The organism is Agrococcus citreus, from assembly GCF_039527715.1.
Classification (GTDB): Bacteria; Actinomycetota; Actinomycetes; order Actinomycetales; family Microbacteriaceae; genus Agrococcus; species Agrococcus citreus.
In genome coordinates, this window is the sequence record NZ_BAAAKK010000005.1 from 674471 (window position 1) to 698940 (window position 24470).

General features: G+C 73.6%; 23 protein-coding genes. 16 read left to right on the plus strand and 7 right to left on the minus strand.

Annotated elements, in window-relative coordinates; all coding sequences use genetic code 11:
* The 4 genes from ABD106_RS12130 to ABD106_RS12145 all read left to right on the plus strand — a co-directional run bounded on the left by ABD106_RS12130 (position 1) and on the right by ABD106_RS12145 (position 3343).
* Positions 1–438, plus strand: coding sequence for a cytidine deaminase (locus ABD106_RS12130; RefSeq protein ID WP_343920688.1), 438 nt, complete (start codon positions 1–3; stop codon positions 436–438).
* Positions 431–1720: a thymidine phosphorylase gene (locus ABD106_RS12135; protein ID WP_343920690.1), complete on the plus strand. Its 1290-nt coding sequence runs from the start codon at positions 431–433 to the stop codon at positions 1718–1720. The genes ABD106_RS12130 and ABD106_RS12135 overlap by 8 nt, the downstream gene beginning before the upstream one ends.
* Positions 1721–1802: 82 nt before the next feature.
* Positions 1803–2909 carry an adenosine deaminase gene (locus ABD106_RS12140; protein WP_343920692.1) on the plus strand — a complete coding sequence of 369 codons (1107 nt, stop codon included), beginning with the start codon at positions 1803–1805 and terminating at the stop codon, positions 2907–2909.
* Positions 2906–3343: a PTS sugar transporter subunit IIA gene (locus tag ABD106_RS12145; protein WP_343920694.1), complete on the plus strand. Its 438-nt coding sequence runs from the start codon at positions 2906–2908 to the stop codon at positions 3341–3343. Before ABD106_RS12140 ends, ABD106_RS12145 begins: the two co-directional genes overlap by 4 nt.
* A gap of 136 nt (positions 3344–3479) precedes the next feature.
* On the opposite strand, the gene ABD106_RS12150 is transcribed toward ABD106_RS12145, so the two are convergent.
* Positions 3480–5150 carry a phospho-sugar mutase gene (locus tag ABD106_RS12150; RefSeq protein WP_343920696.1) on the minus strand — a complete coding sequence of 557 codons (1671 nt, stop codon included), beginning with the start codon at positions 5148–5150 and terminating at the stop codon, positions 3480–3482.
* Positions 5147–5977, minus strand: a complete 831-nt coding sequence (locus ABD106_RS12155) for a purine-nucleoside phosphorylase (RefSeq protein ID WP_343920698.1) — start codon at positions 5975–5977, stop codon at positions 5147–5149. The genes ABD106_RS12150 and ABD106_RS12155 overlap by 4 nt, the downstream gene beginning before the upstream one ends.
* A 102-nt stretch (positions 5978–6079) precedes the next feature.
* On the opposite strand from ABD106_RS12155, the gene ABD106_RS12160 reads away from it, so the two are divergent.
* From ABD106_RS12160 to ABD106_RS12175, 4 genes are all read left to right on the plus strand, one after another.
* Positions 6080–6619 carry a YaeQ family protein gene (locus ABD106_RS12160; RefSeq protein ID WP_343920700.1) on the plus strand — a complete coding sequence of 180 codons (540 nt, stop codon included), beginning with the start codon at positions 6080–6082 and terminating at the stop codon, positions 6617–6619.
* 77 nt (positions 6620–6696) lie between these two features.
* The gene (locus tag ABD106_RS12165) at positions 6697–8127 is read left to right on the plus strand and encodes an NAD(P)H-quinone dehydrogenase (RefSeq protein ID WP_425545747.1); all 1431 of its coding nucleotides are present in this window, start codon (positions 6697–6699) and stop codon (positions 8125–8127) included.
* 107 nt (positions 8128–8234) lie between these two features.
* Positions 8235–8615, plus strand: coding sequence for a YciI family protein (locus ABD106_RS12170; RefSeq protein WP_343920702.1), 381 nt, complete (start codon positions 8235–8237; stop codon positions 8613–8615).
* A gap of 26 nt (positions 8616–8641) precedes the next feature.
* On the plus strand, positions 8642–9844 hold the full coding sequence (locus ABD106_RS12175) for a DUF6596 domain-containing protein (protein WP_343920704.1): 1203 nt from the start codon (positions 8642–8644) through the stop codon (positions 9842–9844).
* A gap of 12 nt (positions 9845–9856) precedes the next feature.
* On the opposite strand, the gene ABD106_RS12180 is transcribed toward ABD106_RS12175, so the two are convergent.
* A complete protein-coding gene (locus tag ABD106_RS12180; protein WP_343920706.1) occupies positions 9857–11623 on the minus strand; it encodes an acetyl/propionyl/methylcrotonyl-CoA carboxylase subunit alpha in 1767 nt (588 codons plus the stop codon).
* 144 nt (positions 11624–11767) lie between these two features.
* Between ABD106_RS12180 and ABD106_RS12185 the strand changes: the two genes are divergently transcribed.
* From ABD106_RS12185 to ABD106_RS12200, 4 genes are all read left to right on the plus strand, one after another.
* A complete protein-coding gene (locus ABD106_RS12185) occupies positions 11768–12583 on the plus strand; it encodes a hypothetical protein (protein WP_343920708.1) in 816 nt (271 codons plus the stop codon).
* Positions 12584–12664: 81 nt separating this feature from the next.
* Positions 12665–13276 (plus strand): TetR/AcrR family transcriptional regulator, encoded by a 612-nt coding sequence (locus tag ABD106_RS12190; protein ID WP_343920710.1) that lies wholly within the window; start codon positions 12665–12667, stop codon positions 13274–13276.
* A gap of 1 nt (position 13277) precedes the next feature.
* Positions 13278–15002, plus strand: coding sequence for an ABC transporter ATP-binding protein (locus ABD106_RS12195; RefSeq protein WP_343920712.1), 1725 nt, complete (start codon positions 13278–13280; stop codon positions 15000–15002).
* Between the two features lies 1 nt (position 15003).
* The gene (locus ABD106_RS12200; RefSeq protein ID WP_343920714.1) at positions 15004–17115 is read left to right on the plus strand and encodes an ABC transporter ATP-binding protein; all 2112 of its coding nucleotides are present in this window, start codon (positions 15004–15006) and stop codon (positions 17113–17115) included.
* Positions 17116–17136: 21 nt separating this feature from the next.
* Here the strand turns inward: ABD106_RS12200 and ABD106_RS12205 are convergent, their stop codons facing one another.
* From ABD106_RS12205 to ABD106_RS12215, 3 genes are read right to left on the minus strand one after another with little or no spacing between them, the layout of a single operon-like run.
* Positions 17137–17859: a hypothetical protein gene (locus tag ABD106_RS12205; RefSeq protein ID WP_343920716.1), complete on the minus strand. Its 723-nt coding sequence runs from the start codon at positions 17857–17859 to the stop codon at positions 17137–17139.
* Positions 17856–18488, minus strand: a complete 633-nt coding sequence (locus tag ABD106_RS12210; RefSeq protein WP_343920718.1) for a Maf family protein — start codon at positions 18486–18488, stop codon at positions 17856–17858. Before ABD106_RS12210 ends, ABD106_RS12205 begins: the two co-directional genes overlap by 4 nt.
* Before the next feature lie 52 nt (positions 18489–18540).
* Positions 18541–19095, minus strand: coding sequence for a TetR/AcrR family transcriptional regulator (locus tag ABD106_RS12215; RefSeq protein WP_343920720.1), 555 nt, complete (start codon positions 19093–19095; stop codon positions 18541–18543).
* A 49-nt stretch (positions 19096–19144) separates the two neighbouring features.
* Here ABD106_RS12215 and ABD106_RS12220 point away from each other — a divergent pair, with 49 nt between their 5' ends.
* From ABD106_RS12220 to ABD106_RS12230, 3 genes are all read left to right on the plus strand, one after another.
* Positions 19145–19504 carry a DoxX family protein gene (locus ABD106_RS12220; protein ID WP_343920722.1) on the plus strand — a complete coding sequence of 120 codons (360 nt, stop codon included), beginning with the start codon at positions 19145–19147 and terminating at the stop codon, positions 19502–19504.
* Between the two features lie 85 nt (positions 19505–19589).
* On the plus strand, positions 19590–20552 hold the full coding sequence (locus ABD106_RS12225; protein WP_343920724.1) for an L-lactate dehydrogenase: 963 nt from the start codon (positions 19590–19592) through the stop codon (positions 20550–20552).
* A gap of 61 nt (positions 20553–20613) precedes the next feature.
* A complete protein-coding gene (locus ABD106_RS12230) occupies positions 20614–21879 on the plus strand; it encodes a class I SAM-dependent RNA methyltransferase (RefSeq protein ID WP_343920726.1) in 1266 nt (421 codons plus the stop codon).
* 28 nt (positions 21880–21907) lie between these two features.
* Here ABD106_RS12230 and ABD106_RS12235 read toward each other — a convergent pair whose 3' ends face one another.
* Entirely contained in the window at positions 21908–23047 is a 1140-nt protein-coding gene (locus ABD106_RS12235) for an FAD-dependent monooxygenase (protein ID WP_343920728.1), read from the minus strand.
* 124 nt (positions 23048–23171) lie between these two features.
* Here ABD106_RS12235 and ABD106_RS12240 point away from each other — a divergent pair.
* Positions 23172–24470, plus strand: a 1299-nt coding sequence (locus tag ABD106_RS12240) for an acyltransferase family protein (RefSeq protein ID WP_343920730.1), incomplete at its 3' end; no start/stop codon positions are given.

Sequence of the window (24470 nt, forward strand, 5' to 3'; positions counted from 1 at the left end):
ATGCGCGACATCGACTGGTCGGCGCTGCACGCCGCCGCCGTGGAGGCTGCCGGGAAGGCGTACGCGCCCTACTCCGGGTTCCCGGTCGGCGCGGCCGCGCTCGTCGACGACGGCCGCCTCATCTCGGGCGCGAACATCGAGAACGCGGCGTACGGCGTGACGCTGTGCGCGGAGTGCTCGCTCGTGAGCGAGCTCGTGATGGGCGGCGGCGGCCGCCTCGTCGCGTTCGCGTGCGTCAACGGCGCGGGGGAGCGGCTCATGCCGTGCGGCCGCTGCCGACAGCTGCTCTCCGAGCACGCGGCGCCGGGCATGCTGCTCGACACGGTGAGCGGCATCCGCACGATGGCGCAGGTGCTCCCGGATGCGTTCGGCCCGGCAGAGCTCGAGGACTACGCATCGCGCGAGAGCGCGGCGCGGGACGAGGAAGACCATGGCTGAGGCGTTCGACGTCGTCGACATCATCCGCACGAAGCGCGACCGGGGCACGCTCTCGACGTCGCAGATCGACTGGCTCGTCGACGCGTACACGCGCGGCTACGTCGAGGACCCGCAGATGGCTGCGCTCGCGATGGCGATCCTGCTCAACGGCATGGACCGCCGCGAGATCCACGACCTGACGATGGCGATGATCGCCTCGGGTGAGCGGATGGACTTCTCGTCGCTCGACGCGCCGACGGTCGACAAGCACTCGACCGGGGGCGTCGGCGACAAGATCACGCTGCCGCTCATGCCGCTCGTGGCCGCCTTCGGCGCCGCGGTGCCGCAGCTCTCCGGCCGCGGCCTCGGCCACACCGGTGGCACCCTCGACAAGCTCGAGTCGATCCCCGGCTGGCGCGCCGACCTCTCGAACGAGGCGATGCTCGAGCAGCTCCGCACCGTCGGCGGCGTCGTCTGCGCCGCGGGTGCCGGGCTCGCGCCAGCCGACAAGCGGCTCTACGCGCTCCGCGACATCACCGGCACGGTCGAGGCCATCCCGCTCATCGCATCCTCGATCATGTCGAAGAAGATCGCCGAGGGCACGGGCGCGCTCGTGCTCGACGTGAAGTTCGGCTCCGGCGCGTTCATGCAGGAGTTCGAGCGGGCGCGCGAGCTCGCGCTCACCATGGTCGAGCTCGGCCGCGACGCCGGCGTCGAGACGCGCGCGCTGCTCACGACGATGGACACCCCGCTCGGCCGCGCGATCGGCAACGCGAACGAGGTGCGCGAATCGGTCGAGGTGCTCGCGGGCGGCGGTCCCGCCGATGTCGTCGAGCTGACCGTCGCGCTGGCGCGCGAGATGCTCGACGCGGTGGGCAAGGGCGACGTCGACGTCGAGGCGGCGCTCGCCGACGGCCGGGCGATGGATGTCTGGCGGCGCTTCGTCGTCGCGCAGGGCGGCGACCCCGACGCGGCGCTGCCGACCCCCAACGAGACGCACACGGTCGTCGCGGAGGCCGACGGCGTGCTCGCGCGGCAGGAGGCGCTGCCCTTCGGGATCGCCGCGTGGCGGCTCGGCGCGGGCCGTGCTCGCGCGAGCGACCCCGTGATCCACGCCGCCGGCATCGACCTGCACGTCAAGCCCGGCGACGCGGTGCGGAAGGGCGACCCGCTCTGGACGATCTCGGCGGACGACGCCTCGCGCATCCCGCGGGCGCTCGAGGCGCTCGAGGGCGCATGGGAGCTCGCCGCTCCGGGCACGGCCGTGGACGTCCCGTCGATCGTGCGCGAGCGCATCGCCTGACGCCGCGTCGCGCCGACGCGCATCCTGCCGTCGCCCGCCCGATACGATCGGGGTTCCAGCAGGAATCGACGACGGGGACGAGATGAGCCGGTACGAGGTCGAGGGCGTCGACATCCAGACGCTGCCCAAGGTCAGCCTCCACGACCACCTCGACGGCGGGCTGCGACCGCAGACCGTCCTCGAGCTCGCGGACGAGATCGGGCTCGAGCTGCCCGCCGCCGACGCGGCGTCGCTCGGCGAGTGGTTCGCCGCGCAGTCGAACTCCGGCTCGCTGCCCGAGTACCTCAAGACGTTCGACATCACGACCGCGGTGATGCAGACCGAGCACGGCCTGCACCGCGTCGCGAAGGAGTTCGTGCTCGACCTCGCCGAGGACGGCGTGATCTACGGCGAGATCCGCTGGGCGCCCGAGCAGCACCTGCAGCGCGGCCTCTCGCTCGATCAGGCCGTCGAGGCCGTGCAAGCCGGCATCGAGGAGGCCATCGGTCTCGTCTCGACGCACGGCGGCCGCATCCGCGTCGGCCAGCTCATCAGCGCCATGCGCCACCTCGACCGCGGTGACGAGATCGCCGAGCTCGCGCTGCGGCACCGCGACCGCGGCGCCGTGGGCTTCGACATCGCCGGTCCCGAGGCCGGATTCCCCGCCTCGCGCATGCGCTCGGCGTTCGACATCCTCGCGAAGGCGCACTTCCCCGCCACGGTGCACGCGGGCGAGGGCGACGGGCTCGAGAGCATCGCCGACGCGCTCTTCGCCGGCCGTGCGCTGCGCCTCGGCCACGGCACGCGCATCGCCGAGGACATCGAGGTCGAGGAGGAGACCGACGACGCCGTCGTCGTGCGCCTCGGCGAGCTCGCCGAGTGGGTGAAGGACCGGCAGATCGCCCTCGAAGTGAGCCCCTCCTCCAACTTGCAGACCGGCACGATCGCGCAGTGGGGCTCCGCGCTCGACGACCACCCGATCGACCTGCTGCACCAGCTGGGCTTCTGCGTCACCGTGAACGTCGACAACCGGCTGCAGTCGGGCACGACCCTCACGCGCGAGCTCGGCCTGCTGGTCGAGACGTTCGACTGGGACTTCGACGACCTCGAGCAGGTCACGCAGAACGCCGCCGCGAGCGCGTTCTGCTCGTTCGAGGAGCGCGAGGACCTCGCCGACGAGATCGCCGACGGGTTCGACGACCTCCGATGACGCTGCCGCTCGATGAGGCGACCTTCTCGCCAGGGGTCCGGGCCGCCGACTGGCGCGCCGCCGTGCGGGCCGCCGGCGTCGACCTCGTGACCGCCCACGCGGTCGGGCGAGCCTACGTCGAGGAGCTCGTGCAGCAGATCGAGGAGTCGGGTCCCTACTGCGTCGTCGCCCCCGGCGTCGCCGTGCCGCACGCGAAGGCGAGCGCCGTCGTGCGACGGGATGCGCTCGCGATCGTCGTGCTCGACGAGCCGGTCGCGTTCGGCCACCCCCACAACGACCCCGTCCGGGTCGTCATCGGCCTCGCCGCGACGAGCCCGCGGCAGCACCTGCGGATGCTGGCCGAGCTCGCGAACGCGCTCGACGGATCCGGCGTCACCGACGCGCTCGCGACCGCGACGACGCGTGACGAGGCGATCGCCGCCCTCCGCCGGTAGTCCAGCTCGCCCGGGACCTCTGTGCGACCGGGGTGGTCACGACACGCCGCGAGCGAGGCCGACCGCACGGCGTGTCCTGACCACCCCGGCGCCGGGCCACGGCGTGTCGTGACCACCCGCGGCTTCGAGCGGGGGGTCAGGCTGAGAGGAGGGGGCGGACGGCCACGGCGATGGCGTCGACGCGAGCGCGCGCCGCGCGCACGCGCTGCGACGGCGAACCCTCGGTCGAGGTCGCGTCGATGTAGACCTTCACCTTCGGCTCCGTGCCGCTCGGCCGCACCATCACGCGCGAGCCGTCTTCGAGCGTGAAGCGCAGGATGTCGCCGATCGCGCCGTGCTCGGGCAGCGACAGGTCGTCGGCCGCGAGCACCGCCGCGCCCGCGAGCTCGGCCGGCGGCGCGGCCCGGAGCGCCGCCATCGTGGCGGGGATGCGCGCGAGGTCGGTGACGCGCACGCTCACCTGCCCAGACTCGAACGCGCCGAACTCGCCGGCGAGCGCGAGCAGCTCCTCGGCGAGCGACGAGCCGCGCTCGTGCAGCTCCGACGCGATCGTGAGCACGCGCACGAGCGCCGAGACGCCGTCCTTGTCGCGCACGGTGCCGGGGTTCACGAGGTAGCCGAGCGCCTCCTCGAAGCCGAACAGCAGGTCGGGCACGCGCGAGACCCACTTGAAGCCCGTGAGCGTCTGCACGAACTCGAGCCCGTGCGCCTCGGCGATGACGCCGAGCCCGGGGGAGGAGACGATCGAGGCGGCGAGCACGCCCTGCCCGCGGGCGGCGCGCGCGGCGTCCCAGCCGAGCAGCAGCCCCACCTCGTTGCCGGTGAGCATGCGCCAGCCGAGCGGTGCCGCCTGATCGGGCACGGCGACGGCGAGCCGGTCGGCATCGGGGTCGTTCGCGAGGATCAGGTCGGCGCCGCTCGCGGTGGCGAGCGCCATCGCGAGGTCGAGCGCGCCCGGCTCCTCGGGGTTGGGGAACGCGACGGTCGGGAAGGCGCCGTCGGGCTCGGCCTGCTCCGGCACGACGATGACCGGCGGGAAGCCGGCGTCCTCGAGCACGGCCTCGACCGTCTCGAGCCCCACGCCGTGCAGCGGCGTGTAGACGACGGCGAGGGCGGATGCGCGGTCCTGGTCGACGGGCGGCAGGCCGATCGCCGCGGTGGCGGCGACGTACGCCTCCCAGACGCCCTCGCCCGCGACCTCCGGCTCGCCGCGCGGGTAGTCGGCGACCGGCGTGCCGGCCGCGCGCTCGATGAGCGCCGCGATCTCGGCGTCGACGGGCGGCACGATCTGGCTGCCCTCGTCGGCGCCCCCGAGGTACACCTTGTAGCCGTTGTCGGCGGGCGGGTTGTGGCTCGCCGTCACCATGACGCCCGCGCTCGCGCCCAGGTGCCGCACGGCGAACGCGGTCACGGGCGTCGGCAGCAGCCGCGGCAGCAGGATCGCGCGCACGCCCGCGCCCGCGAACACCTCGGCGGCGTCGCGCGCGAACTCCTCGGAGCCGCGCCGGCCGTCCCAGCCGATCACGACCGACGGATGCGACTCCCGGCCGACGAGGAACGCCGCGAGGCCCGCGGAGGCCTGCTGCACGACGACGCGGTTCATGCGGTTCGGCCCCGCGGCGATCCTGCCGCGCAGCCCGGCCGTGCCGAACTGCAGGCGGCCGCGGAAGGCATCCGCCAGGTCGGCAGCAGCGGCCTCGTCGCCCGTCTCGGCGGCGGCGATCGACGCCTCGAGCTCGGCGCGCGTGACCGGGTCGGGGTCGGCGGCGACCCACGCGCGCGCCGCGTCGAGCAGCTCGCCGGTCATGCCGGCTGCCCGATCGCGGCGACGACGTCGGCGAGCAGGCGGCCGAGGCGGCCCTCGGCCTCGCGGCCGGCCTCGATGACCTCCTCGTGCGACAGCGGCGTGGTCTGGATGCCCGCCGCGAGGTTCGTGATGAGGCTGAGCCCGAGCACCTCCATGCCGGCCTCGCGCGCGGCGATCGCCTCGAGCGCCGTCGACATGCCGCAGATGTCGCCGCCGATCGCCTTCGCCATCTGCACCTCGGCGGGCGTCTCGTAGTGGGGGCCGCGGAACTGCACGTACACGCCCTCGTCGAGCGACGCATCCACCGACCGCGCGATGTCGCGCAGGCGCGGCGCGTAGAGGTCGGTGAGGTCGACGAACGTCGCGCCCTCGAGCGGCGAGTCGGCGGTGAGGTTGATGTGGTCGCTGATGAGCACGGGCTGGCCGGGCGTCCAGTGCGGCTTGATGCCGCCCGCGCCGTTCGTCAGCACCATGACGGATGCGCCGGCGGCGGCCGCCGTGCGCACCGAGTGCACGACGCGGCGCACGCCGTGGCCCTCGTAGTAGTGGGTGCGCGCGCCGATGACGAGCGCGCGGCGGCCGTCGTCGAGGAGGATCGAGCGCAGCGTGCCGACGTGGCCCTCGAGCGCGGGCTTCGAGAAGCCGGTGACGTCGGTCGCCGGGATCGTGTGCGTCGTCTCGCCGATGAGGTCGGCGGCCTTCGCCCAGCCGGAGCCGAGCGTGAGGGCGATGTCGTGCGACTCCACGCCCGTGATGCGGCGGATGTCGTCGGCGGCCTGCCGGGCGATCTCGCGGGGGTCGGCAGGCTGGTCGAGCGGGTGCGTCATGCCGCCAACTCTAGAGGCGCGCTCACCGCCAACCCGGCAGCGGCGCAGCGCAAGCCCCCGACTCGCGGGGGAGCGGGCTGGCGCTCGCGTAGGCTCGGCGGAATGGCCATCGGCGCGACGATCCACACCTTTGAGGTGCAGCTGTCCGACGTCGACCGCGGGGTCTACGAGCAGGTCTCGCTCAAGGTGGCGCAGCACGCCTCCGAGACGGCGGCGTTCATGGTGACGCGCGTGCTCGCGTGGTGCCTCGAGCACGAGGAGGGCATCGCCTTCGGCTCCGACGTCGCCGGCGGCGACGAGCCCGCCGTGCTCGTGCGCGACGCGACGGGCGCGCTCGTCGCGTGGATCGAGATCGGTGCGCCCGAGGCCGAGCGCGTGCACCGCGGCAGCAAGGCAGCGCAGCGCACCGCCGTCTACACGCACCGCGACCCCGAGCGGGTGGCCGGTCGGTGGGCGGGCAAGCGCATCCACCGCGCCGAGGACGTGCGGCTCGTCTGGTTCGATCCCGGATTCGTCGACGCGGTCGCCGACGCCGTCTCGCGCCGCACCGCGATGGTCGTCTCGCGGATGGACGGGGTGCTCTACCTCGAGGTCAACGGCACGACGCTCACGTCGGCCGTGCACGAGCGCCGCGCGGCCTGAGGAGCAGCGCCGCGGAGCAGCGCCGCGGAGCAGCGCCGAGGAGCAGCGCCGCGCGCGGATGCGCGATGATGGTCCCCGTGAGTGCATTCGAGCGCAAGCAGCGCGTGGTGATCATCGGCGGCGGACCCGGCGGATACGAGGCGGCGCTCGCGGGCGCGCAGCTCGGCGCCGTCGTCACGCTCATCGAGCGGACCGGGGTGGGCGGCAGCGCCATCCTCACGGACGTCGTGCCGTCGAAGTCGCTCATCGCGACCGCCGAGTCGGCCGCCGCGATCCGCGACGCGAGCCAGCTGGGCGTGCAGTTCTCGGTGCGCGGCGACTCCGGCCGGCCGCAGAAGCCCGAGGTCGCCGTCAACCTGCGAGCGGTGAACCGCCGCCTGCTGTCGCTCGCCGCGAAGCAGTCGCTCGACATGAAGGCCGACCTCGAGCGCGCCGGCGTCACGATCGTGCAGGGCGAGGGCCGGCTCGAAGGACCCGGCCGCGTGGTCGTCTCCACCGGCAAGCAGGGCTCCGACTTCGACGAGTTCGAGGCCGACACGATCGTCGTCTCGGTCGGCGCGACCCCGCGCCAGCTGCCGTCGGCGATGCCGGACGGCAAGCGCATCCTCACGTGGACGCAGCTCTACGGCCTCGAGGAGGTGCCCGAGCACCTCATCGTCGTCGGCTCCGGCGTCACGGGCGCGGAGTTCGCGAGCGCCTACAGCCTCATCGGCGCCGAGGTCACGCTCGTGTCGAGCCGCGAGCAGGTATTGCCCGGCGAGGACACCGACGCCGCGCGCGTGATCGAGGACGTCTTCCGCCGGCAGGGCATGCACGTGCTGTCGAAGTCGCGCGCCGAGAAGGTCGAGCGCACCGAGCGCGGCGTCGTCGTGACGCTCACCGACGGGCGCACGGTCGAGGGCTCGCACTGCCTCATGGCGGTCGGCTCGATCCCGAACACGGCCGGCATCGGCCTCGAGGAGGCGGGCATCGAGATGGCCGACTCCGGCAACATCCTCGTGAACCGCGTCGCGCGCACGAACCTGCCGAACGTCTACGCGGTCGGCGACTGCGCCGACGCGCTGCCGCTCGCATCCGTCGCGTCGATGCAGGGCCGCACGGCGATGTTCCACGCGCTCGGCGACGCGGTCGACCCGATCTCGATGCGCACGGTCGCGTCGAACATCTTCACGCAGCCCGAGATCGCGACCGTCGGCTGGTCGCAGAAGGAGATCGAGGAGGGCATCGCGCAGGGCGAGGTCTACCGCATCGATCTCGCGACGAACGCGCGCGCGAAGATGATGGGCGTCGAGGACGGCTTCGTGAAGCTCTTCGCGCGCACCGGCTCCGGCACGGTCATCGGCGGCGTCATCGTCGCGCCGAAGGCGTCGGAGCTCATCTTCCCGGTCACGATGGCGATGGAGCACCGCCTCACGGTCGACCAGGTCGCCCGCGTCTTCCCGGTCTTCCCCTCGCTCACCGGCTCGATCTCCGATGCCGCGAGGGCGATGCACCGCTTCGAGGCCTGAACCGGCGACCGGCGTGTCGCAGCGAGCCGTGTCGAAACCGGTGCGCGTCATCCGTCTCCCTCGTGTGAGACTGCGGTCGGCGCAGTCGGTGAGGGAGAGGATCGGCCATGGCCGAGCAGTACATGTTCATGATCGTGGAGCCCGACTGGGACTCGGACGCCTACGTCGGTGACACGGCGGGCGAGCAGATCGCGGCCGAGTTCCCCGAGTTCGAAGCGTTCGAGCGACGGGTCGCCGAGCTCGGGGCGACGATCGTCGCGGGCAACGCGCTCCACAACCGCCGCCACGGCGGCACGGTCGTCCCCGGCACCGACGGCCGCGAGGTGGACGACGCCGTCTGGACGGACGGCGCGAGCATCGAGAGCGATGAGGTCATCAGCGGCTACTACGTCGTCGAGGCCGAATCGGAGGAGATCGCGCGGCAGCTCGCGCCGCTCGTCCCGACGGGCGGCCACATCGAGTGGCGGCGCATCTTCCCGATGGGGTGAGCGCCCCGCCGTGCCACGATGAGCGGATGCGGCCGAGCGACGAGCAGTTCCGAGCCGCATGGCCGAGCGTGGTCCGGCAGCTCGCGGCGTTCGCGGGGTCGCTCGACGCCGGGGAGGAGCTCGCGGCGGAGGCGATCGCGCGAGCCGTCGAGCAGCAGCGGCCCATCGACGATCTCGTCGCGTGGTGCACGACGGTCGGGCGGCGACTCCACGTCGACGCCGTGCGGAGCCGGGCGGCGGGCGAGCGCGCGATGGGCGAGCTGGCGCGGCGACCGCCAGCCGAGCCCGCGAGCCTCGGCGTCGACGACGACCGCTACGCGCTCCTGCTGGTCGCGTGCGACCCCGTGCTGGGCTTCGCCAGCCGGCTCGTGGTGGCGCTGCGGGTGGTCTGCGGGCTGCCCACCGCGCGCATCGCCTGGCACCTCGGCATCGACCCGCGGGCCGCTTCCGCGCGACTGACGCGCGCGAAGCGGGCGCTCGCCGCGGGCGCGGGGCGCTTCGAGGTGCCGGAGGGCGACGCGCGCGCCGAGCGGCTGCCGGCCGTGCTCGAGTGCATCGCCGTGGTGCATGCCGTCTCGCAGCGGGACGCCCTCCGGCCCGGCGCCCCGGCCGACGACCTCGGTCGCAGCGCCCTCACGCTCGCGCGCGCGGTGCAGCGCGCCCACCCGGCAGAGCCGGAGGCGGAGGCGCTGCTCGCGTTGGTGCTGCTCGCCCTCGCCCGCCGGCCGGCGAGGTTCGACGCGCACGGCGTCGCGCTCCCGCTCGACGAGGTCGACCGGTCGCGCTGGGACCGCGCGCTGCTGCTCGCCGGGCTCGAGCATGCGGCCGCGACCGCAGGCACGGGCGGGCGCTTCGCGATCGAGGCATCGATCGCCGCGCTGCACGTGGCCGCGCGCTCGGCTGCGGCGACCGACTGGGTCACGATCTCGGCGCTCCACGCGCGACTGCTCGCGATCCGGCCATCGGCGGCTGCGCGGGCCGCCGCGGCGATCGCGCAGGGGCACGCCGCGCTCCGCGCGGGCACCGACCCGGTCGAGGCCGAGGACGCGCTCCGCGCGCTCGAGCTCGAGGGCTCCGCCGCATCCAGGCGTGACGCGACGCTCGCGCTCGCGGACCTCGCGTGGCGCTCCGGCCGCCGCGTCGAGGCGGCCGAGCGCTACGCAGCGATCGCCGACGAGCTGCCTGCCTCGCTCGCCGCGTTCGCGCGGCGGCGCATCCGCGAGTCCTGAGGCCGGGTCGCGTCAGGCGGCGTCGGGTGCGATGGTCACGAGCATGTGCCCCGACGGCACGGTCTTGCCGACCGGCGCGTCGATCGCGGTGACCGTGCCGTCGACGGGCGACGAGAGCGGCTGCTCCATCTTCATCGCCTCGAGCACCACGAGCAGGTCGCCCGCGACGACGCGGTCGCCCTCGGCCACGGCCGTCTTGACGACCGTCGCCTGCATGGGGGAGATGATCGTGCCCGAGCCGATGCCGCCGGCGACGGCGCCGCGGGTGCGGCGGGGCGCCGGGCCCTTCGCGTCCTTCGTGTCGGAGAACAGCCGCTTCGGCATCGAGACGGCGATGCGCTTGCCGTCGGCCTCGACGACGACCGTTCGCCGCGGCTCGGGTCCTCCGAGCTCGCCCGGCTCGCCGCCCCACGCGGGGATGTCGTTGTCGAACTCGGTCTCGATCCACGACGTGTAGATCGAGAAGGGCGCGTCGCCGGCCGGCGCGAAGGCGGGGTCGTCGACGATGCGCCGGTGGAAGGGCAGCACGGTCGGCAGGCCGTCGACCTCAAACTCGGCGAGCGCGCGGCGCGCGCGGGCGAGCGCCTCGTCGCGGTCGCGACCGGTGACGATGAGCTTCGCGAGCATCGAGTCGAAGTTGCCGCCGATGACGTCGCCGGCGACGACGCCCGAGTCGACGCGGATGCCGGGGCCCGACGGGGTGCGGAAGATGCGCACGGGACCGGGCTGGGGCATGAAGCCGCTGCCGGCGTCCTCGCCGTTGATGCGGAACTCGATCGAGTGCCCGCGCACCTCGGGGTCGTCGTAGCCGAGCGCCTCGCCCTCGGCGATGCGGAACTGCTCGCGCACGAGGTCGATGCCCGTGACCTCCTCCGAGACCGGGTGCTCGACCTGCAGGCGCGTGTTCACCTCGAGGAACGAGATCGTGCCGTCCGCGCCGATCAGGAACTCGCACGTGCCCGCGCCCACGTAGGAGGCGGCGCGCAGGATCTCCTTCGACGCCCGCCGCAGCTCGGCATCCTGCTCGGCGGAGATGAAGGGCGCGGGCGCCTCCTCGACGAGCTTCTGGTGGCGGCGCTGCAGCGAGCAATCGCGGGTCGAGACGACGACGACGTTGCCGTGCGCGTCGGCGAGGCACTGCGTCTCGACGTGGCGCGGCTTGTCGAGGTACTTCTCGACGAAGCACTCGCCCCGGCCGAACGCGGCGACGGCCTCGCGCGTGGCGGAGTCGAACTGCTCCTCGACCTCCTCGCGCGTGCGAGCGACCTTGAGGCCGCGGCCGCCGCCGCCGAAGGCCGCCTTGATCGCGACCGGCAGCCCGTGCTCGTCGACGAACTCGAGCACCTCGGCGGCACCGCTGACGGGATTGATCGTGCCCGGCGCGAGCGGCGCGCCGACCGACTCGGCGATGCGGCGAGCTGAGACCTTGTCGCCCAGCTGCTCGATCGCCGAGGGGCTCGGGCCGATCCAGATGAGCCCCGCGTCGATCACGGCGCGGGCGAAGTCGGCGTTCTCCGCCAGGAACCCGTAGCCCGGGTGCACCGCGTCGGCGCCCGAGCGGCGCGCGATCGACAGCATCTTGTCGATGACGAGGTAGCTCTCGGCGCTCGTGGCGCCGAGCAGCGAGTACGCCTCGTCGGCGAGCTGCACGTGCTGCGCGTCGCGATCGGGCTCGGCGTAGACGGCGACCGAGCCGATGCCGGCGTCGCGCGCTGCGCGGATGATGCGGACGGCGATCTCGCCGCGATTGGCGATGAGGACCTTGGAGATGCGGCGCATGATCCCTCAGCCTAGGCGGCGAGGCATGGCGGATGCGTGCGCTCGCCACACAGGAATGCCGGGTTCGGTTGCGGATTCCCACAGTCGGCAGACGGTCGGCACCGCTCCCTGTGCGCGGCGGGCCGTCGCGCCTAGCATGGACGGGTGGACCCCGTGGTGCTCGCCCTCGTGGCCGAGTGGTGGTGGATCGCACCCGCCGGCGCGGGTGCGGGCGCGCTCGGCGTCGTCGGCGTGCGGCGCAGCCGGCCGGCCGGTCGCCGGCTCGAGCTCCACGCCGCGGTGCACGACGTGCGGCAGGCGCAGGATGCTGTGACGCGGTCGCGCGCCGACCTCAAGATCGCGCGCGCGGAGCTGCTGCGGGCGCAGGCGGAGCAGTCGGCCGCGCGCGTCGGGATCGGAGCGGTGCTGGAGGCGAAGCGGCGGGTGCAGGCGGCCGAGCGCGGGGTGAAGGTCGCGATCGCCGAGCTCAAGGCGAGGCGCGCCTCGGTGCAGGCGGCCCGCGCGACCCTGCCTGCGGGTCGGGCGCCGCTCGAGGCCATGCCGCTCGCACGGCTGCGCGCCGAGCACGATCGCCTCACGGCGCGCTGGATCGCGTACGAGACCGACCCCGCGATGGCGATCGACTTCCCCGCGATGAGCGACGCCTCGTCGCCGGCGCTGCAGGAGTTCCTGCGCGCGCAGCGCGTCGCGCTCGAGCTGCGGCCCGCGAGCGTCGCGACCCGCATGGCGCCCAGCGAGTTCGCGGCCTACCGCGATGCCGTGCGGCGGGCGACGCACGCGTTCGACGCCGCGGAGCACGCCGCGCGCGGCGGCGACGACGGGCAGTCGAGCATCGCCGACCGCGGCGACTGGAGCACGCTCGCGCAGGAGCTGCTCGACACCGCGCAGAGCGCAATCGCCCGGTCGGCGGAGGCCTGGCAGCGCGGCGAGCGCGGGCGCCGACGACGACCGCAGGTCTGACGACCGCAGGACTGACGTCAGCGCGACACGCCGCATCCCGTACCCCTGTTGAGTGAGCGCTCACTCAACTAGCATGCCCTCGTGCCTCCACCCATCCCTCGCCTGAGCGGCGACGACCGCCGCGCCCAGATCATCGCGGCCGTGACGCCCGCGGTGCTCGAGCACGGGGTCGGCATCACCAGCCGGCAGCTCGCCGAGGCCGCCGGCGTCGCGGAGGGCACGCTCTTCAAGGCGTTCGGCGACAAGGAGTCGCTGCTCGTCGCGCTCGCGGAGCAGCACATGACCGACGCCGACGCGGCAGCGGCCTTCGAGAGCGAGTCGCTCGAGCAGCTCGTCGAGACGATGGTCTCGGTGCTCGTCGAGCGCATGGCCTTCATGTTCCAGCTCGCGATGGCGCTCGGTCCCATCGCGCAGCGCGTCGCCGAGCAGCGCCGCGGCGAGTTCGAGCAGTCGAAGTCGTGGATCGCCGCGCACTTCGAGCCGTACGCGCGGCAGCTCCGCGTCACGCCGCTCGTGGCCGCGGAGCTCGTGCGCACCCTCGCCTGGGCCGCGGCCGCCGGCTGGGGCGAGGCCGAGCCCACGTCATCGGCCGCCGATATCGTCCAGGTGCTCCTCCACGGCATCGTCGACGCCGACGATCGCCCGGTCGCCCACGCGGCCCCCGCATCCGCCCTCGAGACCGAGAAGGTCTGACATGCTCTGGAAGCTCATCGTCCGCTACGTCACGCCGTCGTGGCTGCCGCTCATCCTCGTCGTGCTGTTCCAGTTCGCGCAGTCGGTGCTCTCGCTCATGCTGCCGACCATCAACGCCGACATCATCGACGAGGGCGTGCTCGTCGGCGACACCGATCTCATCTGGCGGCTCGGCTTCCTGATGCTCGGGCTCAGCGTCGGCCAGGTGGCCGCGAACATCCTCGCGATCCTCTTCGGCGCCCGGCTCGCCATGCGCGCCGGTCGCGACCTGCGCGCCGACATCTTCGCGAAGGTCGGCGACTTCAGCGAGCAGGACGTGCAGCGCTTCGGGGCGGCGAGCCTCATCACCCGCAACACGAACGACGTGCAGCAGGTGCAGATGCTCATCCTCATGTCGTGCACGATGCTGCTCTCGGCGCCCATGCTCGCGATCGGCGGCATCATCATGGCGCTGCGGGCGGATGCCACGCTCTCGTGGCTCATCGCGGTGGCCGTGCCGCTCATGCTGCTCGTGCTCGGCTTCCTCGTCTCCCGCCTCGTGCCGATCTTCCGTCAGCTGCAGGAGCGCATCGACCGCATCAACAAGGTGCTGCGCGAGCAGCTCACGGGCATCCGCGTCATCCGCGCCTTCGTGCAGGAGCGGCGCGAGAAGGCGCGATTCGCGGTCGCGAACGACGGCGTCACCGACGCCATGCTCCGCACCGGCAACCTCTTCGTGCTGATGTTCCCGATCATCATGCTCATCGTCGAGGTCTCGAGCGTCTCGGTGCTGTGGTTCGGCGCCGGGCTCGTCGACGCGGGCGAGCTCGAGATCGGCACGATGATGGCGTTCCTCCAGTACCTCATGCAGATCCTCATGGGCGTGCTGATGGCGACCTTCATGACGATCATGATCCCGAGGGCCGCGGTCTCGGCGAAGCGCATCGGCGAGGTGCTCGAGACCGAGCCGTCGATCGCGCGCGTCGCGGTGGGCGAGCGGATGCCGACGCCCGGCACGGTCGAGCTCCGCGACGTCGACTTCCACTACCCGGGCGCCGACACCCCCGTGCTCGACGGCATCTCGCTCAAGGCAGAGCCGGGGGAGGCGGTCGCGATCATCGGATCGACGGGCTCGGGCAAGACCACGCTCGTCAACCTCATCCCGCGGCTGTTCGACGCGACGGGCGGCAGCGTGCTCGTCGGCGGCGCCGATGTGCGCGACGTCGACGCCGAGACGCTCTGGCGCGGCATCGCGATCGTGCCGCAGCGGCCCTACCTCTTCGCGGGCACCGTCGCGTCGAACCTCCGGTACGGCAACGAGGAGGCGACCGACGAGCAGCTGTGGCGCGCGCTCGAGATCGCCCAGGCCGCCGGCTTCGTGCAGCAGATGGACCGGCAGCTCGGCTCCCGCATCGCGCAGGGCGGGACGAACGTCTCCGGCGGCCAGCGCCAGCGGCTCTCGATCGCGAGAGCGCTCGTGGCCGAGCCCGACGTGCTCGTCTTCGACGACTCGTTCTCGGCGCTCGACCTCACGACGGATGCGCGCCTGCGGGCGGCGCTCAAGGAATCGGTCGGTGCGACGACGCAGATCATCGTCGCGCAGCGCGTGTCGACGATCGTCGACGCCGACCGCATCGTGGTGCTCGACGGCGGCAGGGTCGTCGGCACCGGCACGCACGAGGAGCTGCTCGAGGCGAGCGGCACCTACCGCGAGATCGTCGAGTCGCAGATGGCAGTGGAGGCCTGAGATGGCACGCGAGCAGCAGTCCAAGCCCACGAGGGCCGAGCGCGCAGCCGCGCGCCGCGCGCGCGTCGCGAAGCCCGAGCCCGAGCTGACCGAGCCCGAGCTGACCGAGGAGGAGCGCCTCGAGGCCGAGCAGGCCGAGGCGGCGCGCCTCGGGGCGGGGGACTGGGAGCCGCCGCCCGGCAAGGCCAAGTCGTTCGGCGCATCCGCCCGCCGCCTGGTGGGGCTCATGCACCCGTATCGCTGGCTCCTCGCGCTCGTCTTCGCGCTCGGCGCCGTCGGCGTCGTGCTCGTCGTGCTCGGGCCGAAGATCCTCGGCCAGGCGACGAACATCATCGTGCAGGGCCTCGTGCAGCGGCAGATGCCCGCGGGCGCGACGCAGGAGCAGATCGTCGAGGGCCTCCGCCAGGGCGGCCAGGACGACTTCGCGAACATGGTCGAGCGCATGCCCGACCTCGAGCCCGGGCAGGGCATCGACTTCGAGGCGCTCGGCGGCATCCTGCTCGTCGTGCTCGGGATCTACCTCGTGGGCGCGCTGTTCCAGTGGCTGCAGGGCTACGTCGTCAACCGGGTCGTGCAGCGCACCGTGCAGGGGCTGCGCCGCGACGTCGAGGAGAAGATCCACCGGCTGCCGCTCGCCTACTACGACCGCACGCAGCGCGGCGAGCTGCTCTCGCGCGTCACGAACGACCTCGACAACGTCGGCCAGACCCTGTCGCAGACCATGTCGCAGATCGTCACCGGACTGCTGACGGTGATCGGCGTGCTCGTGATGATGCTCTCGATCAACGTCTGGCTCGCGCTCGTCGCGCTCATCTCGGTGCCGCTCACCGGCGTCATCCTCGGCGCGGTCATGGGACCGGCGCAAGGGCTGTTCAAGGAGCAGTGGCGCCGCACGGGCCGCGTCAACGCGATCGTCGAGGAGGCCTTCACCGGCCACGCGCTCGTCAAGGTCTTCGGCCGCGAGGACGCGGTGCGCGCCCGCTTCGCGACCGAGAACGACGGCGTGTTCCAGGCCGCGTTCAAGGCGCAGTTCATCTCGGGCCTCGTCTTCCCGCTCATGACCTTCGTCGGCAACATCGGCTACGTGCTCGTCGCCGTCGCCGGCGGCCTCTTCGTCGCGGCGGGGCAGATCCTGGTCGGCGACGTGCAAGCGTTCATCCAGTACTCGCAGCAGTTCTCGCAGAACCTCGGCCAGATCGGCCAGACGGTCACGATGGTGCAGTCGGGCGTCGCGAGCGCCGAACGCGTCTTCGAGCTGCTCGACGCCGACGAGGAGGGGTCGGATGCCGGCGGCGCGACCCCCGTCGAGGGCTCCGGCCGCGTCACGTTCGAGCACGTGCGATTCGCGTACTCGCCCGACCGGCCGCTCATCGACGACCTCTCGCTCGAGGTCGAGCCGGGCCAGACCGTCGCGATCGTCGGCCCGACCGGCGCCGGCAAGACGACGCTCGTCAACCTGCTCATGCGCTTCTACGAGATCGACGGCGGCCGCATCACGCTCGACGGCGTCGACACCGCGACCATGACGCGGGATGCGCTCCGATCGCAGACGGGCATGGTGCTGCAGGACACGTGGCTCTTCGGCGGCACGATCCGCGACAACATCGCCTACGGTCGGCCCGACGCGACCGAGGCCGAGATCGTCGAGGCCGCGCAGGCGACGTACGTCGACCGCTTCGTGCACGCGCTGCCGGACGGCTACGACACGGTGATCGACGAGGACGCGACGAACCTCTCGGCGGGTGAGAAGCAGCTCGTCACGATCGCGCGCGCGTTCCTCGCGCGGCCGAGCGTGCTCATCCTCGACGAGGCGACGTCGTCGGTCGACACCCGCACCGAGCTGCTGCTGCAGCACGCGATGGCGGCGCTGCGCACCGACCGCACGTCGTTCGTGATCGCGCACCGCTTGTCGACCATCCGCGACGCCGACCTCATCCTTGTGATGGAGCAGGGCCGCATCGTCGAGCAGGGCACGCACGAGCAGCTCGTCGCCGCCCGGGGCGCGTACTGGCGACTGCTCAACGCGCAGTTCGAGCAGGCGGCGGTCGACATGGAGCTCGACGCGTCGCTCGCCGAGGGCCCCGGCGCCATCCCCACCCAGCAGTCCACCTAGGCCGACGCGCGGGCGGGCTCGTCAGCGGGGCAGCGCCATCCAGTGCTGGGCGTCGTGCACCGCGACGCCCGCGAACCGGGCGTCCGCTGCGAGCCGCGCCGCGACGCGGGCGAGCTCGCGCTCGAGCACCGCGCTGCCGTCGTCGGCGAAGGTCGCTCGAGGGTCGGCCGCCGGCGCGGTGTCGACGCCGACGCGGTAGGCGATCCGCGACGACGAGAGGATGCGCCGGGCCGCGTCGCTCACGCGCAGGATGTCGGGTGCGCGGTCGCGGTAGGCCATGAGCGCGACGGCGTTCGCGCGGCGGGCGATGCGGGTGAACGCGGCCGGATGCTCATCCGCGACCCAGGGCGCGAGGTCGACCTCGACGGGCAGACTCGACCGCGCGGCGACGTCGTGCACGGTGCGCTCGAGCGCGTCGAGCAGCTCGCGCTCGCGGCCCGCCCAGTCGGCCCGCCCCCACGGCTCGATGTCGAGGTGCACGCCGTCGAACGGCCACCCGGCGACGGCGCGCTCCATCCACGCCACCGCCTCGACGCCGGTCCAGTCCTCGACGCCGCCGAGCGCCGCGACGCGCACGCCGTGCGCGCGGAGCGCGTCGGCGCTCGCCACGGTGTCGGCGCTCGGGCCGCCCCACGGCACGCTCACGAAGGCATCCGTCACGCGCTGCGCGCTCGCGAACCGGGCGAGCGCGACCGGGTCGGGCGGGGCCGCCTCCGGCACCCACACCCACATCGCGCGCGTCATCCGGTGAGGGTCGGCCAGGCGACGCCGAGCTCGCGCGCGAGGCGGCGCACGGCGGGGATGCTCATGCCGATCACGGTCGACGGGTCGCCGTCGATCCGGTCGATGAAGGCGGCGCCGCGACCGTCGATCGTGAACGCGCCCGCCACCTCGAGCGGCTCGCCGCTCGCGACGTACGCGTCGATCTCGGCGTCGTCGATGTCGGGGGAGAAGTCGAGGTGCGTCGCGGTCGCGAGCCCCGCGGAGTCGTCGATCCGGCCGTCGCGCACGCGCAGCAGCCAGTGGCCCGAGTGCAGCGTCGCCGACCGCCCGCGCTGCGCGAGCCAGCGCTCGCGAGCGCGCTCGGGGGTGTGCGGCTTGCCGAGCATCGCGCCGTCGAGCTCGAGCGCGGAGTCGCCGCCGAGCACGAGCCCGTCGAAGCCCGTGAGCGGATCCTGGTCGAGCAGCGCCTCGGCCTTCGCGCGCGCGAGCAGCAGCACGAAGTCGGCGGGGGCGAGCGGCCCGTGCTCCGCCTCGTGCGCGGCGACGAGCAGCTCCTCGTCGAGGTCGGTGGGCGCGACGGTCGGCTCGATGCCGGCCTGGCGCAGCAGGGCGAGCCGGGCGGGCGAGGCGGAGGCGAGGATGAGCTGCACGCGACGATCCTCGCACCTCGGTCGTCAGCGCTCGGCGATCGCCCCTCGGCGATCACCACTCCCTGATCACCGCAGGCACGTGGCGCGCGAGCCCGGCGAGCATGCGCAGCACCGCGTCGAGGTCGGCGCGAGTCGCGACGCTCGAGGCGCTCGCCCCGATCATCGCGAGCAGCGGCACGAGCGCCGCGGTGCGCGCGTGCTGCGGCGGCACGACCTGCAGCCAGAGCGCCTCGATCGCCGTCAGCCGGGCGGCGTCGACGCGCGCCTGCACGCCTTCCGCGTCGGCGTCGATCGCGGCCCACGAGCGCACGGCGCGCTCGAGGCGGTCGTCGGGCAGCCGACCGATGAGGTCGCCGAGGCGGTCGAGGGCGGCGGATGCGTCGAGGCCTGCCACGTCGTCGCGCACCCGCTCGACGAGCTCGAGCTGCGCGAGCTCGTGGGCGGCGAGCACCGCTCGTCGCAGGTCGGCCGCTCCGCGGAAGTGGTGGTGGAACGATCCCTTCGTCACGCCGAGCCGCGCCGCGAGCGGATCGACCCGGATCGCGCCCTCGCCCGCGGCGGCGAGCGCGTCGAGTCCCGTCGCCACCCAGTCGTCCCTGCTCGGCATGCGCATTCTCTCCCGTGCTCCGTACCATACCGTACGGTATGGTCCCCGCATGGCAAGCCTGCCCGATCCCGTCTGGCCCGTCGTGGTGCTCGCCGCGATCACCGCGTTCGACGCCGCCATCAGCTGGAAGCCGGTGCGCTTCGTCGCCGAGTGCTGGGACGACGTGCGGTTCCCGCGGCGGCTGTGGTGGATGCTCGCGCCCATCAAGGCCGCCGCGGTGCTCGGCCTCGTCGGCGGCATCTGGATCCCGTGGCTGGGACTCGTGACGAGCGCGTGCCTCGTCGCGTACTTCGTCGTCGCGATCGGGATGCACGTCCGCGCTCGCGATCTCGGGCGCAACCTGTTCGTGAACGCGACCGGCATGCTCGTCATCTGCGTCGCGGTGCTGCTGTGGTCGTTCCTGCTGTGATCGTGCGCGGGGCTGTGCTCGTGCGGGGGGCCGCGATCGTGCCCGCGGCCTCGCGTCGAGCGCGCGCGGCCCCTACCGTGAGGGCATGCACGCCGCAGCTCCCGCCCGTCCCTCGAAGCTCTCGATCATCGGTGCCGGCGGCGTCGGCGTCGCGATCGCCTACGCCGCGCTCATCCGCGGCTCCGCCGACATCGTGGCGCTCCACGACCTCGACGGGCCGAAGGTCGACGCCGAGGTGCTCGACCTCGCGCACGGCACGCAGTTCCTCGCCTCGAAGCGCGTCGAGGGCGGCACCGACCCGCGGGTGATGGCCGGCAGCGACGTCGTCGTCATCACGGCCGGCGCCAAGCAGCAGCCGGGCGAGCCGCGGCTCGCGCTCGCGCACCGCAACGCGGAGATCGTCAAGGCGGTGCTGCCGGGCATCCGCGAGCATGCGCCCGAGGCGATCGTCGTGCTCGTCACCAACCCGTGCGACGTGCTCACCGTCGTCGCGCAGCGCGAGGGCGGCCTCGATCCCGCGCGGGTGCTCGCGTCGGGCACCGTGCTCGACTCGTCGCGGCTGCGCTGGCTGCTGTCGGAGCTCGTCCGGGTCGACGCCCGCAGCGTGCACGCGCTCATGATCGGCGAGCACGGCGACAGCGAGTTCCCGCTCTGGTCGCGAGCGAAGATCGGTCCGGTGCTCGTGCGGGAGTGGGAGCAGGAGAGCGGCGAGCGCTTCACGGATGCCGATCTCGACGGCATCGCCGACGACGTCGTGCACGCCGCCTACCGGATCATCGAGGGCAAGGGCGCGACCTCGAGCGCGATCGGCGTCTCGACCGCGCGCATCGTCGAGGCGATCCTGCGGGACGAGCGCGCGGTGCTGCCGGTCTCGAGCGTGCTCGACGGGCAGCACGGGCTCTCTGGCATCGCCCTCTCGCTGCCGACCGTCGTCGGCCGCGGCGGGATCGAGCGCGTGCTCGAGGTGCCGATGGATGACGGCGAGCTGCGCAGGCTGCACGCCTCGGCCGAGACGATCGCCGCGACGCTCCGCTCCGTCGGCGGGTAGGGCGCGGCCTGCGGGCGTCGCGTGCGGTGGTGCCGGCGAGCGTCGATGGGAGGATGGGGGCATGTCCGCACCCCAGCAGTCCCGAGGCCAGGTCGAGCCCGGCCAGATCGTCGAGCTCACGATCGACAACGTCGCGCACGGCGGCCGCTTCGTCGGTCGTCACGAGGGGCGCGTCGTCTTCGTGCCCGACACGATGCCGGGCGAGACCGTGCGCGCGCAGGTCGTCGACGTCAAGAAGTCGTTCGCGACCGCCGTCGCGCTCGACGTCGTCGAGGCGAGCCCCGATCGCGTGCCGCACGTCTGGGCGGAGGCGGCGATCGACCGCCTGCCCGCCGAGCGCGCGGGCGGCGCCGAGTTCGGGCACATCCGGCTGCCCCGGCAGCGCCAGCTGAAGCAGCGCGTCATCGAGGACGCGCTCGAGCGCACCGGCGGCATGACCCGCGAGGTGCCGGTCGCCGCGGCGCCCGGCGACGACGCGCGCGGCGGTCTCGCGTGGCGCACCCGGGTGCGGCTGCACGTCGACGACCGCGGCCGCCAGGGCCCGTTCGCACCCCGCAGCCACGAGGTCGTCCCGGTCACGAGCCTGCCGCTCGCGACCGAGGGCATCCAGCGCTCCGCGCAGCTCGACCAGCCGCTGCCGCGCGTCACCGCCGTCGACTACGTCGAGTGGCGCGAGGGCGAGGTCGACGTCATCGCGATGGAGGGCGAGCCCGAGCGGGGCCGCACCGACACGATCGTCGAGACCGTGCGCGGGCGAGAGTTCCAGCTCGACCGCTCCGGCTTCTGGCAGGTGCATCGCGAGGCGCCGGCGCTGCTGACCGACGCGGTGCGCCGTGCGATCGACGTCGACCGGGTCGACGAGACGGGGTGGAGCCTCGACCTGTACGGCGGCGTCGGCCTGTTCGCGGCGACGATCGCCGAGGCGCTCGGGGAGCGCACGCGCGTCACGAGCATCGAGTCCGACGAGGTCGCGACCGACCACGCGAGCGAGAACCTCGCCGAGTGGCTCGGCGCGAGCGCCGAGACCGGCAGGGTCGACCGTTGGCTGCGCGAGCTCGGCAAGCGCGCGAGCGCCGCCGAGCGCGAGCGCCTCTCGCGCGGGCTCATCGTGCTCGACCCGCCGCGCGCCGGTGCGGGCCGCGACGTGATCGAGCAGGTCGTCGCGCTCGAGCCCGCGCAGATCGTCTACGTCGCGTGCGACCCGGTCGCGCTCGCGCGCGACGCGAAGCTGCTCGGCGAGGCCGGCTGGCAGGTCGACTCGCTCGAGGCCTTCGACCTCTTCCCGCACACGCACCACATCGAGGCCGTCGCGAGCTTCCGCCGCTGAACCGGTCGGCCCGGCGCGGGCGGATGCGTCAGGTCGCCTTCGTGACGCCGGTCGCGGCGCGCGCGACGAGGTGCACGACGCCGGGGATGGCCGCGGCCTTCCAGAGCGCGCGGCTCGCCTCGAGCTCGACGCGGCTGTGCGGCGCGAACGCCGAGGCCGCGCGTCGGCCGCGAGCCTGCTCGCGCTCGACGATCGGCCGCCAGTCGCGCTGGTAGGCGGCGAGGCCCGCCGTCACGTCGCTCGGGTGCCGCGCCCACGCGAGCTCCTCCGCGAGCTTCTCGGCGCCGGCGATCGCGAGCGACGCGCCCTGGCCGGCGACGAGCGAGACGGCGCCGCACGCGTCGCCGAGCAGCACCACGCGTCCCCGGACCCACGGCTCGACGATCGTCTGCGCCACGTGGTCGACGTAGGGCTCGCGGATGCCGCGCACCGCGCGCCGGCCGAGCGAGCCCATCGCGGCGATCGCGGCGCGCGCCTGCGCCGGCGGCACGCCGCGCAGCACCGCGAAGCCCGTCACCCCGCCGTCGCGCAGCGGCGCGACCACGAGCTGCCGGTCGAGCTCGACCTGCATCGCGACGCTCGCGCCGAGGTCGGCCGCGAGCTCGGCGTCCTCGCCGGTCCACGCGACGGCGAGCAGGTCCGAGAGCGGCCGCACGAACTGGCGGTGGTGCCCCCAGAACAGGTGGCGCACGCGCGAGCCCACGCCGTCGGCACCCACGAGCACGTCCGCCTCGAGCCGCTCGCCGTCCGACAGCAGCACCTGCACGCGAGAGCCGTCGTCGTACGCCGTCTCGACCTGCACGCCCCAGCGCATCGTCACGCTCTCGGGCAGCGACGACTGCAGCGCCTCCACGATCCGCGGCCGCAGGATGGTCAGGTAGCGGCCCGAGACGGCCTGCTCGACGAGCGAGATCGGCAGCCGCCCCCGCACGCGCCCGGTCGCGTCGACGGCGCGCAGCTCGTCGTAGCGCTCGGCGTGGGCGCGCAGCGCCGGCAGCAGGCCGAGCCGCTCCGCCGCCTCGAAGCCGAGCCCGAAGAAGTCGATGAGGTAGCCGGATGCGCGCGGCGCGCGGGCACGCTCGACGACGTCGACGGTCCAGCCGTCGAGCGCGAGCCGGCCCGCCAGCGCGAGCCCGGCGACGCCGGCGCCGGAGACGATCGCCTGCATGAGCCGACGGTAGCGCCCGCTCCTCGCCGCCGGCCGGGAATCGGCCGAGCGCGGCACCGCCGGTAGGCTGGGTCCTTCGCGCGTGCCAGCGCGACCGCAACCCTCCACCGATCGCCAAGGGGCCATGGCAGCGCAGACGAAGGACCGCAGGCTCGACATCCAGGGTCTCCGCGCCATCGCCTCCCTGCTCGTCGCGAGCTACCACATCTGGTTCGGCAACGTCTCGGGCGGCGTCGACGTGTTCTTCGCGATCGGCGGCTACCTGCTCGCGATGAGCCTCCTGCGCGAGCTCGAGCGCACCGGCGGCGTGCACGTGCCGAAGGCGCTCTGGCGCAACGCGCAGCGGCTGTTCCCGATGGCCGTGATCGTGCTCGTCATCGCGGGCTCGATCGCGCTCGTCGTCTCGGGGCCGCTCGGCATGGACCGCGTGATGACCGACATCCTCGCCTCGGCCACCTACTGGGAGAACTGGCGGCTCGCCGCCGACGCGACCGACTACGTCGCCGCCGGCCACGACAAGTCGGCGTTCCAGCACTTCTGGGCCATGGGCGCGCAGGGCCAGTTCACGGCCATGTGCATCATCGCCGCGGGGCTCTTCGGGCTCGCCGTGAAGGCGTGGCGGATCCGCGACGCGCGGCTCGGCTTCGGCATCGTCCTCGGCGTCGCGGCCGTCGCCTCGTTCGTCTACGCGCTCGTGCAGCTGTCGGTCGACCCCGTGCCGACCTACTACGACACGTTCGCGCGCACGTGGGAGCTCGCGCTCGGCGGCTTCGCCGCCCTCGTGCTCACGCGCATCCCGCTGCACCGCGTCGCGCGCATCATCATGGGCGTGCTCGGCCTCGCGCTCGTGCTCACCGCCGGCCTGCTGCCGCCCGAGTGGCAGCAGCCGGGCTGGGTGACGCTCTACCCGGTCGCCGGTGCGCTGCTCATCCTGCTCGCGGGCGAGGGTGACCAGGGCGCACCCGTGACGCGGCTGCTGCGCCTGCGCCCGCTCGTGTGGATCGGCGGCATCTCCTACGGGCTCTACCTGTGGCACTGGCCGGTGCTCAAGGGCTTCATCGCCTTCTTCCCGAACGCGGGGCTCGAGATCGACGCGCTCGAGGGCGCGCTCATCCTGGCCGTCTCGATCGCGCTGTCGTACGGCTCGTACCGGCTCATCGCGCTCCTGCACCGCCCGCGCGCCGCGCGCGAGGTCGAGGCGCCGAGCCCCGCGGCCGAGCCCGCGGAGGTCGCGCCGCGGCCGGCCCGCCGCGGCCGCCCGGTGCTCGCGTACGCGCTCCCCGTCGTCGCGGTGCTGAGCGCCGTCGGCGTGGTCGTCGCGCCGATGGTCCAGCGGACCGCGATCGCCGAGGCCGCCGCGGTGCATCCCGTCGCGGCGGACGCCGACGAGCTCGCCGGCTGGATCGCCGACGCGGTCGCCGTG

Bases quoted from the DNA above. Each gene is read 5' to 3' on its own strand.
- ABD106_RS12130 (WP_343920688.1), top strand. From the start codon at position 1: ATGCGCGACATCGACTGGTCGGCGCTGCACGCCGCCGCCGTGGAGGCT.
- ABD106_RS12135 (WP_343920690.1), top strand. From the start codon at position 431: ATGGCTGAGGCGTTCGACGTCGTCGACATCATCCGCACGAAGCGCGAC.
- ABD106_RS12140 (WP_343920692.1), top strand. From the start codon at position 1,803: ATGAGCCGGTACGAGGTCGAGGGCGTCGACATCCAGACGCTGCCCAAG.
- ABD106_RS12145 (WP_343920694.1), top strand. From the start codon at position 2,906: ATGACGCTGCCGCTCGATGAGGCGACCTTCTCGCCAGGGGTCCGGGCC.
- ABD106_RS12150 (WP_343920696.1), bottom strand. From the start codon at position 5,150: ATGACCGGCGAGCTGCTCGACGCGGCGCGCGCGTGGGTCGCCGCCGAC.
- ABD106_RS12155 (WP_343920698.1), bottom strand. From the start codon at position 5,977: ATGACGCACCCGCTCGACCAGCCTGCCGACCCCCGCGAGATCGCCCGG.
- ABD106_RS12160 (WP_343920700.1), top strand. From the start codon at position 6,080: ATGGCCATCGGCGCGACGATCCACACCTTTGAGGTGCAGCTGTCCGAC.
- ABD106_RS12170 (WP_343920702.1), top strand. From the start codon at position 8,235: ATGGCCGAGCAGTACATGTTCATGATCGTGGAGCCCGACTGGGACTCG.
- ABD106_RS12175 (WP_343920704.1), top strand. From the start codon at position 8,642: ATGCGGCCGAGCGACGAGCAGTTCCGAGCCGCATGGCCGAGCGTGGTC.
- ABD106_RS12180 (WP_343920706.1), bottom strand. From the start codon at position 11,623: ATGCGCCGCATCTCCAAGGTCCTCATCGCCAATCGCGGCGAGATCGCC.
- ABD106_RS12195 (WP_343920712.1), top strand. From the start codon at position 13,278: ATGCTCTGGAAGCTCATCGTCCGCTACGTCACGCCGTCGTGGCTGCCG.
- ABD106_RS12200 (WP_343920714.1), top strand. From the start codon at position 15,004: ATGGCACGCGAGCAGCAGTCCAAGCCCACGAGGGCCGAGCGCGCAGCC.
- ABD106_RS12205 (WP_343920716.1), bottom strand. From the start codon at position 17,859: ATGACGCGCGCGATGTGGGTGTGGGTGCCGGAGGCGGCCCCGCCCGAC.
- ABD106_RS12215 (WP_343920720.1), bottom strand. From the start codon at position 19,095: ATGCCGAGCAGGGACGACTGGGTGGCGACGGGACTCGACGCGCTCGCC.
- ABD106_RS12220 (WP_343920722.1), top strand. From the start codon at position 19,145: ATGGCAAGCCTGCCCGATCCCGTCTGGCCCGTCGTGGTGCTCGCCGCG.
- ABD106_RS12225 (WP_343920724.1), top strand. From the start codon at position 19,590: ATGCACGCCGCAGCTCCCGCCCGTCCCTCGAAGCTCTCGATCATCGGT.
- ABD106_RS12230 (WP_343920726.1), top strand. From the start codon at position 20,614: ATGTCCGCACCCCAGCAGTCCCGAGGCCAGGTCGAGCCCGGCCAGATC.
- ABD106_RS12235 (WP_343920728.1), bottom strand. From the start codon at position 23,047: ATGCAGGCGATCGTCTCCGGCGCCGGCGTCGCCGGGCTCGCGCTGGCG.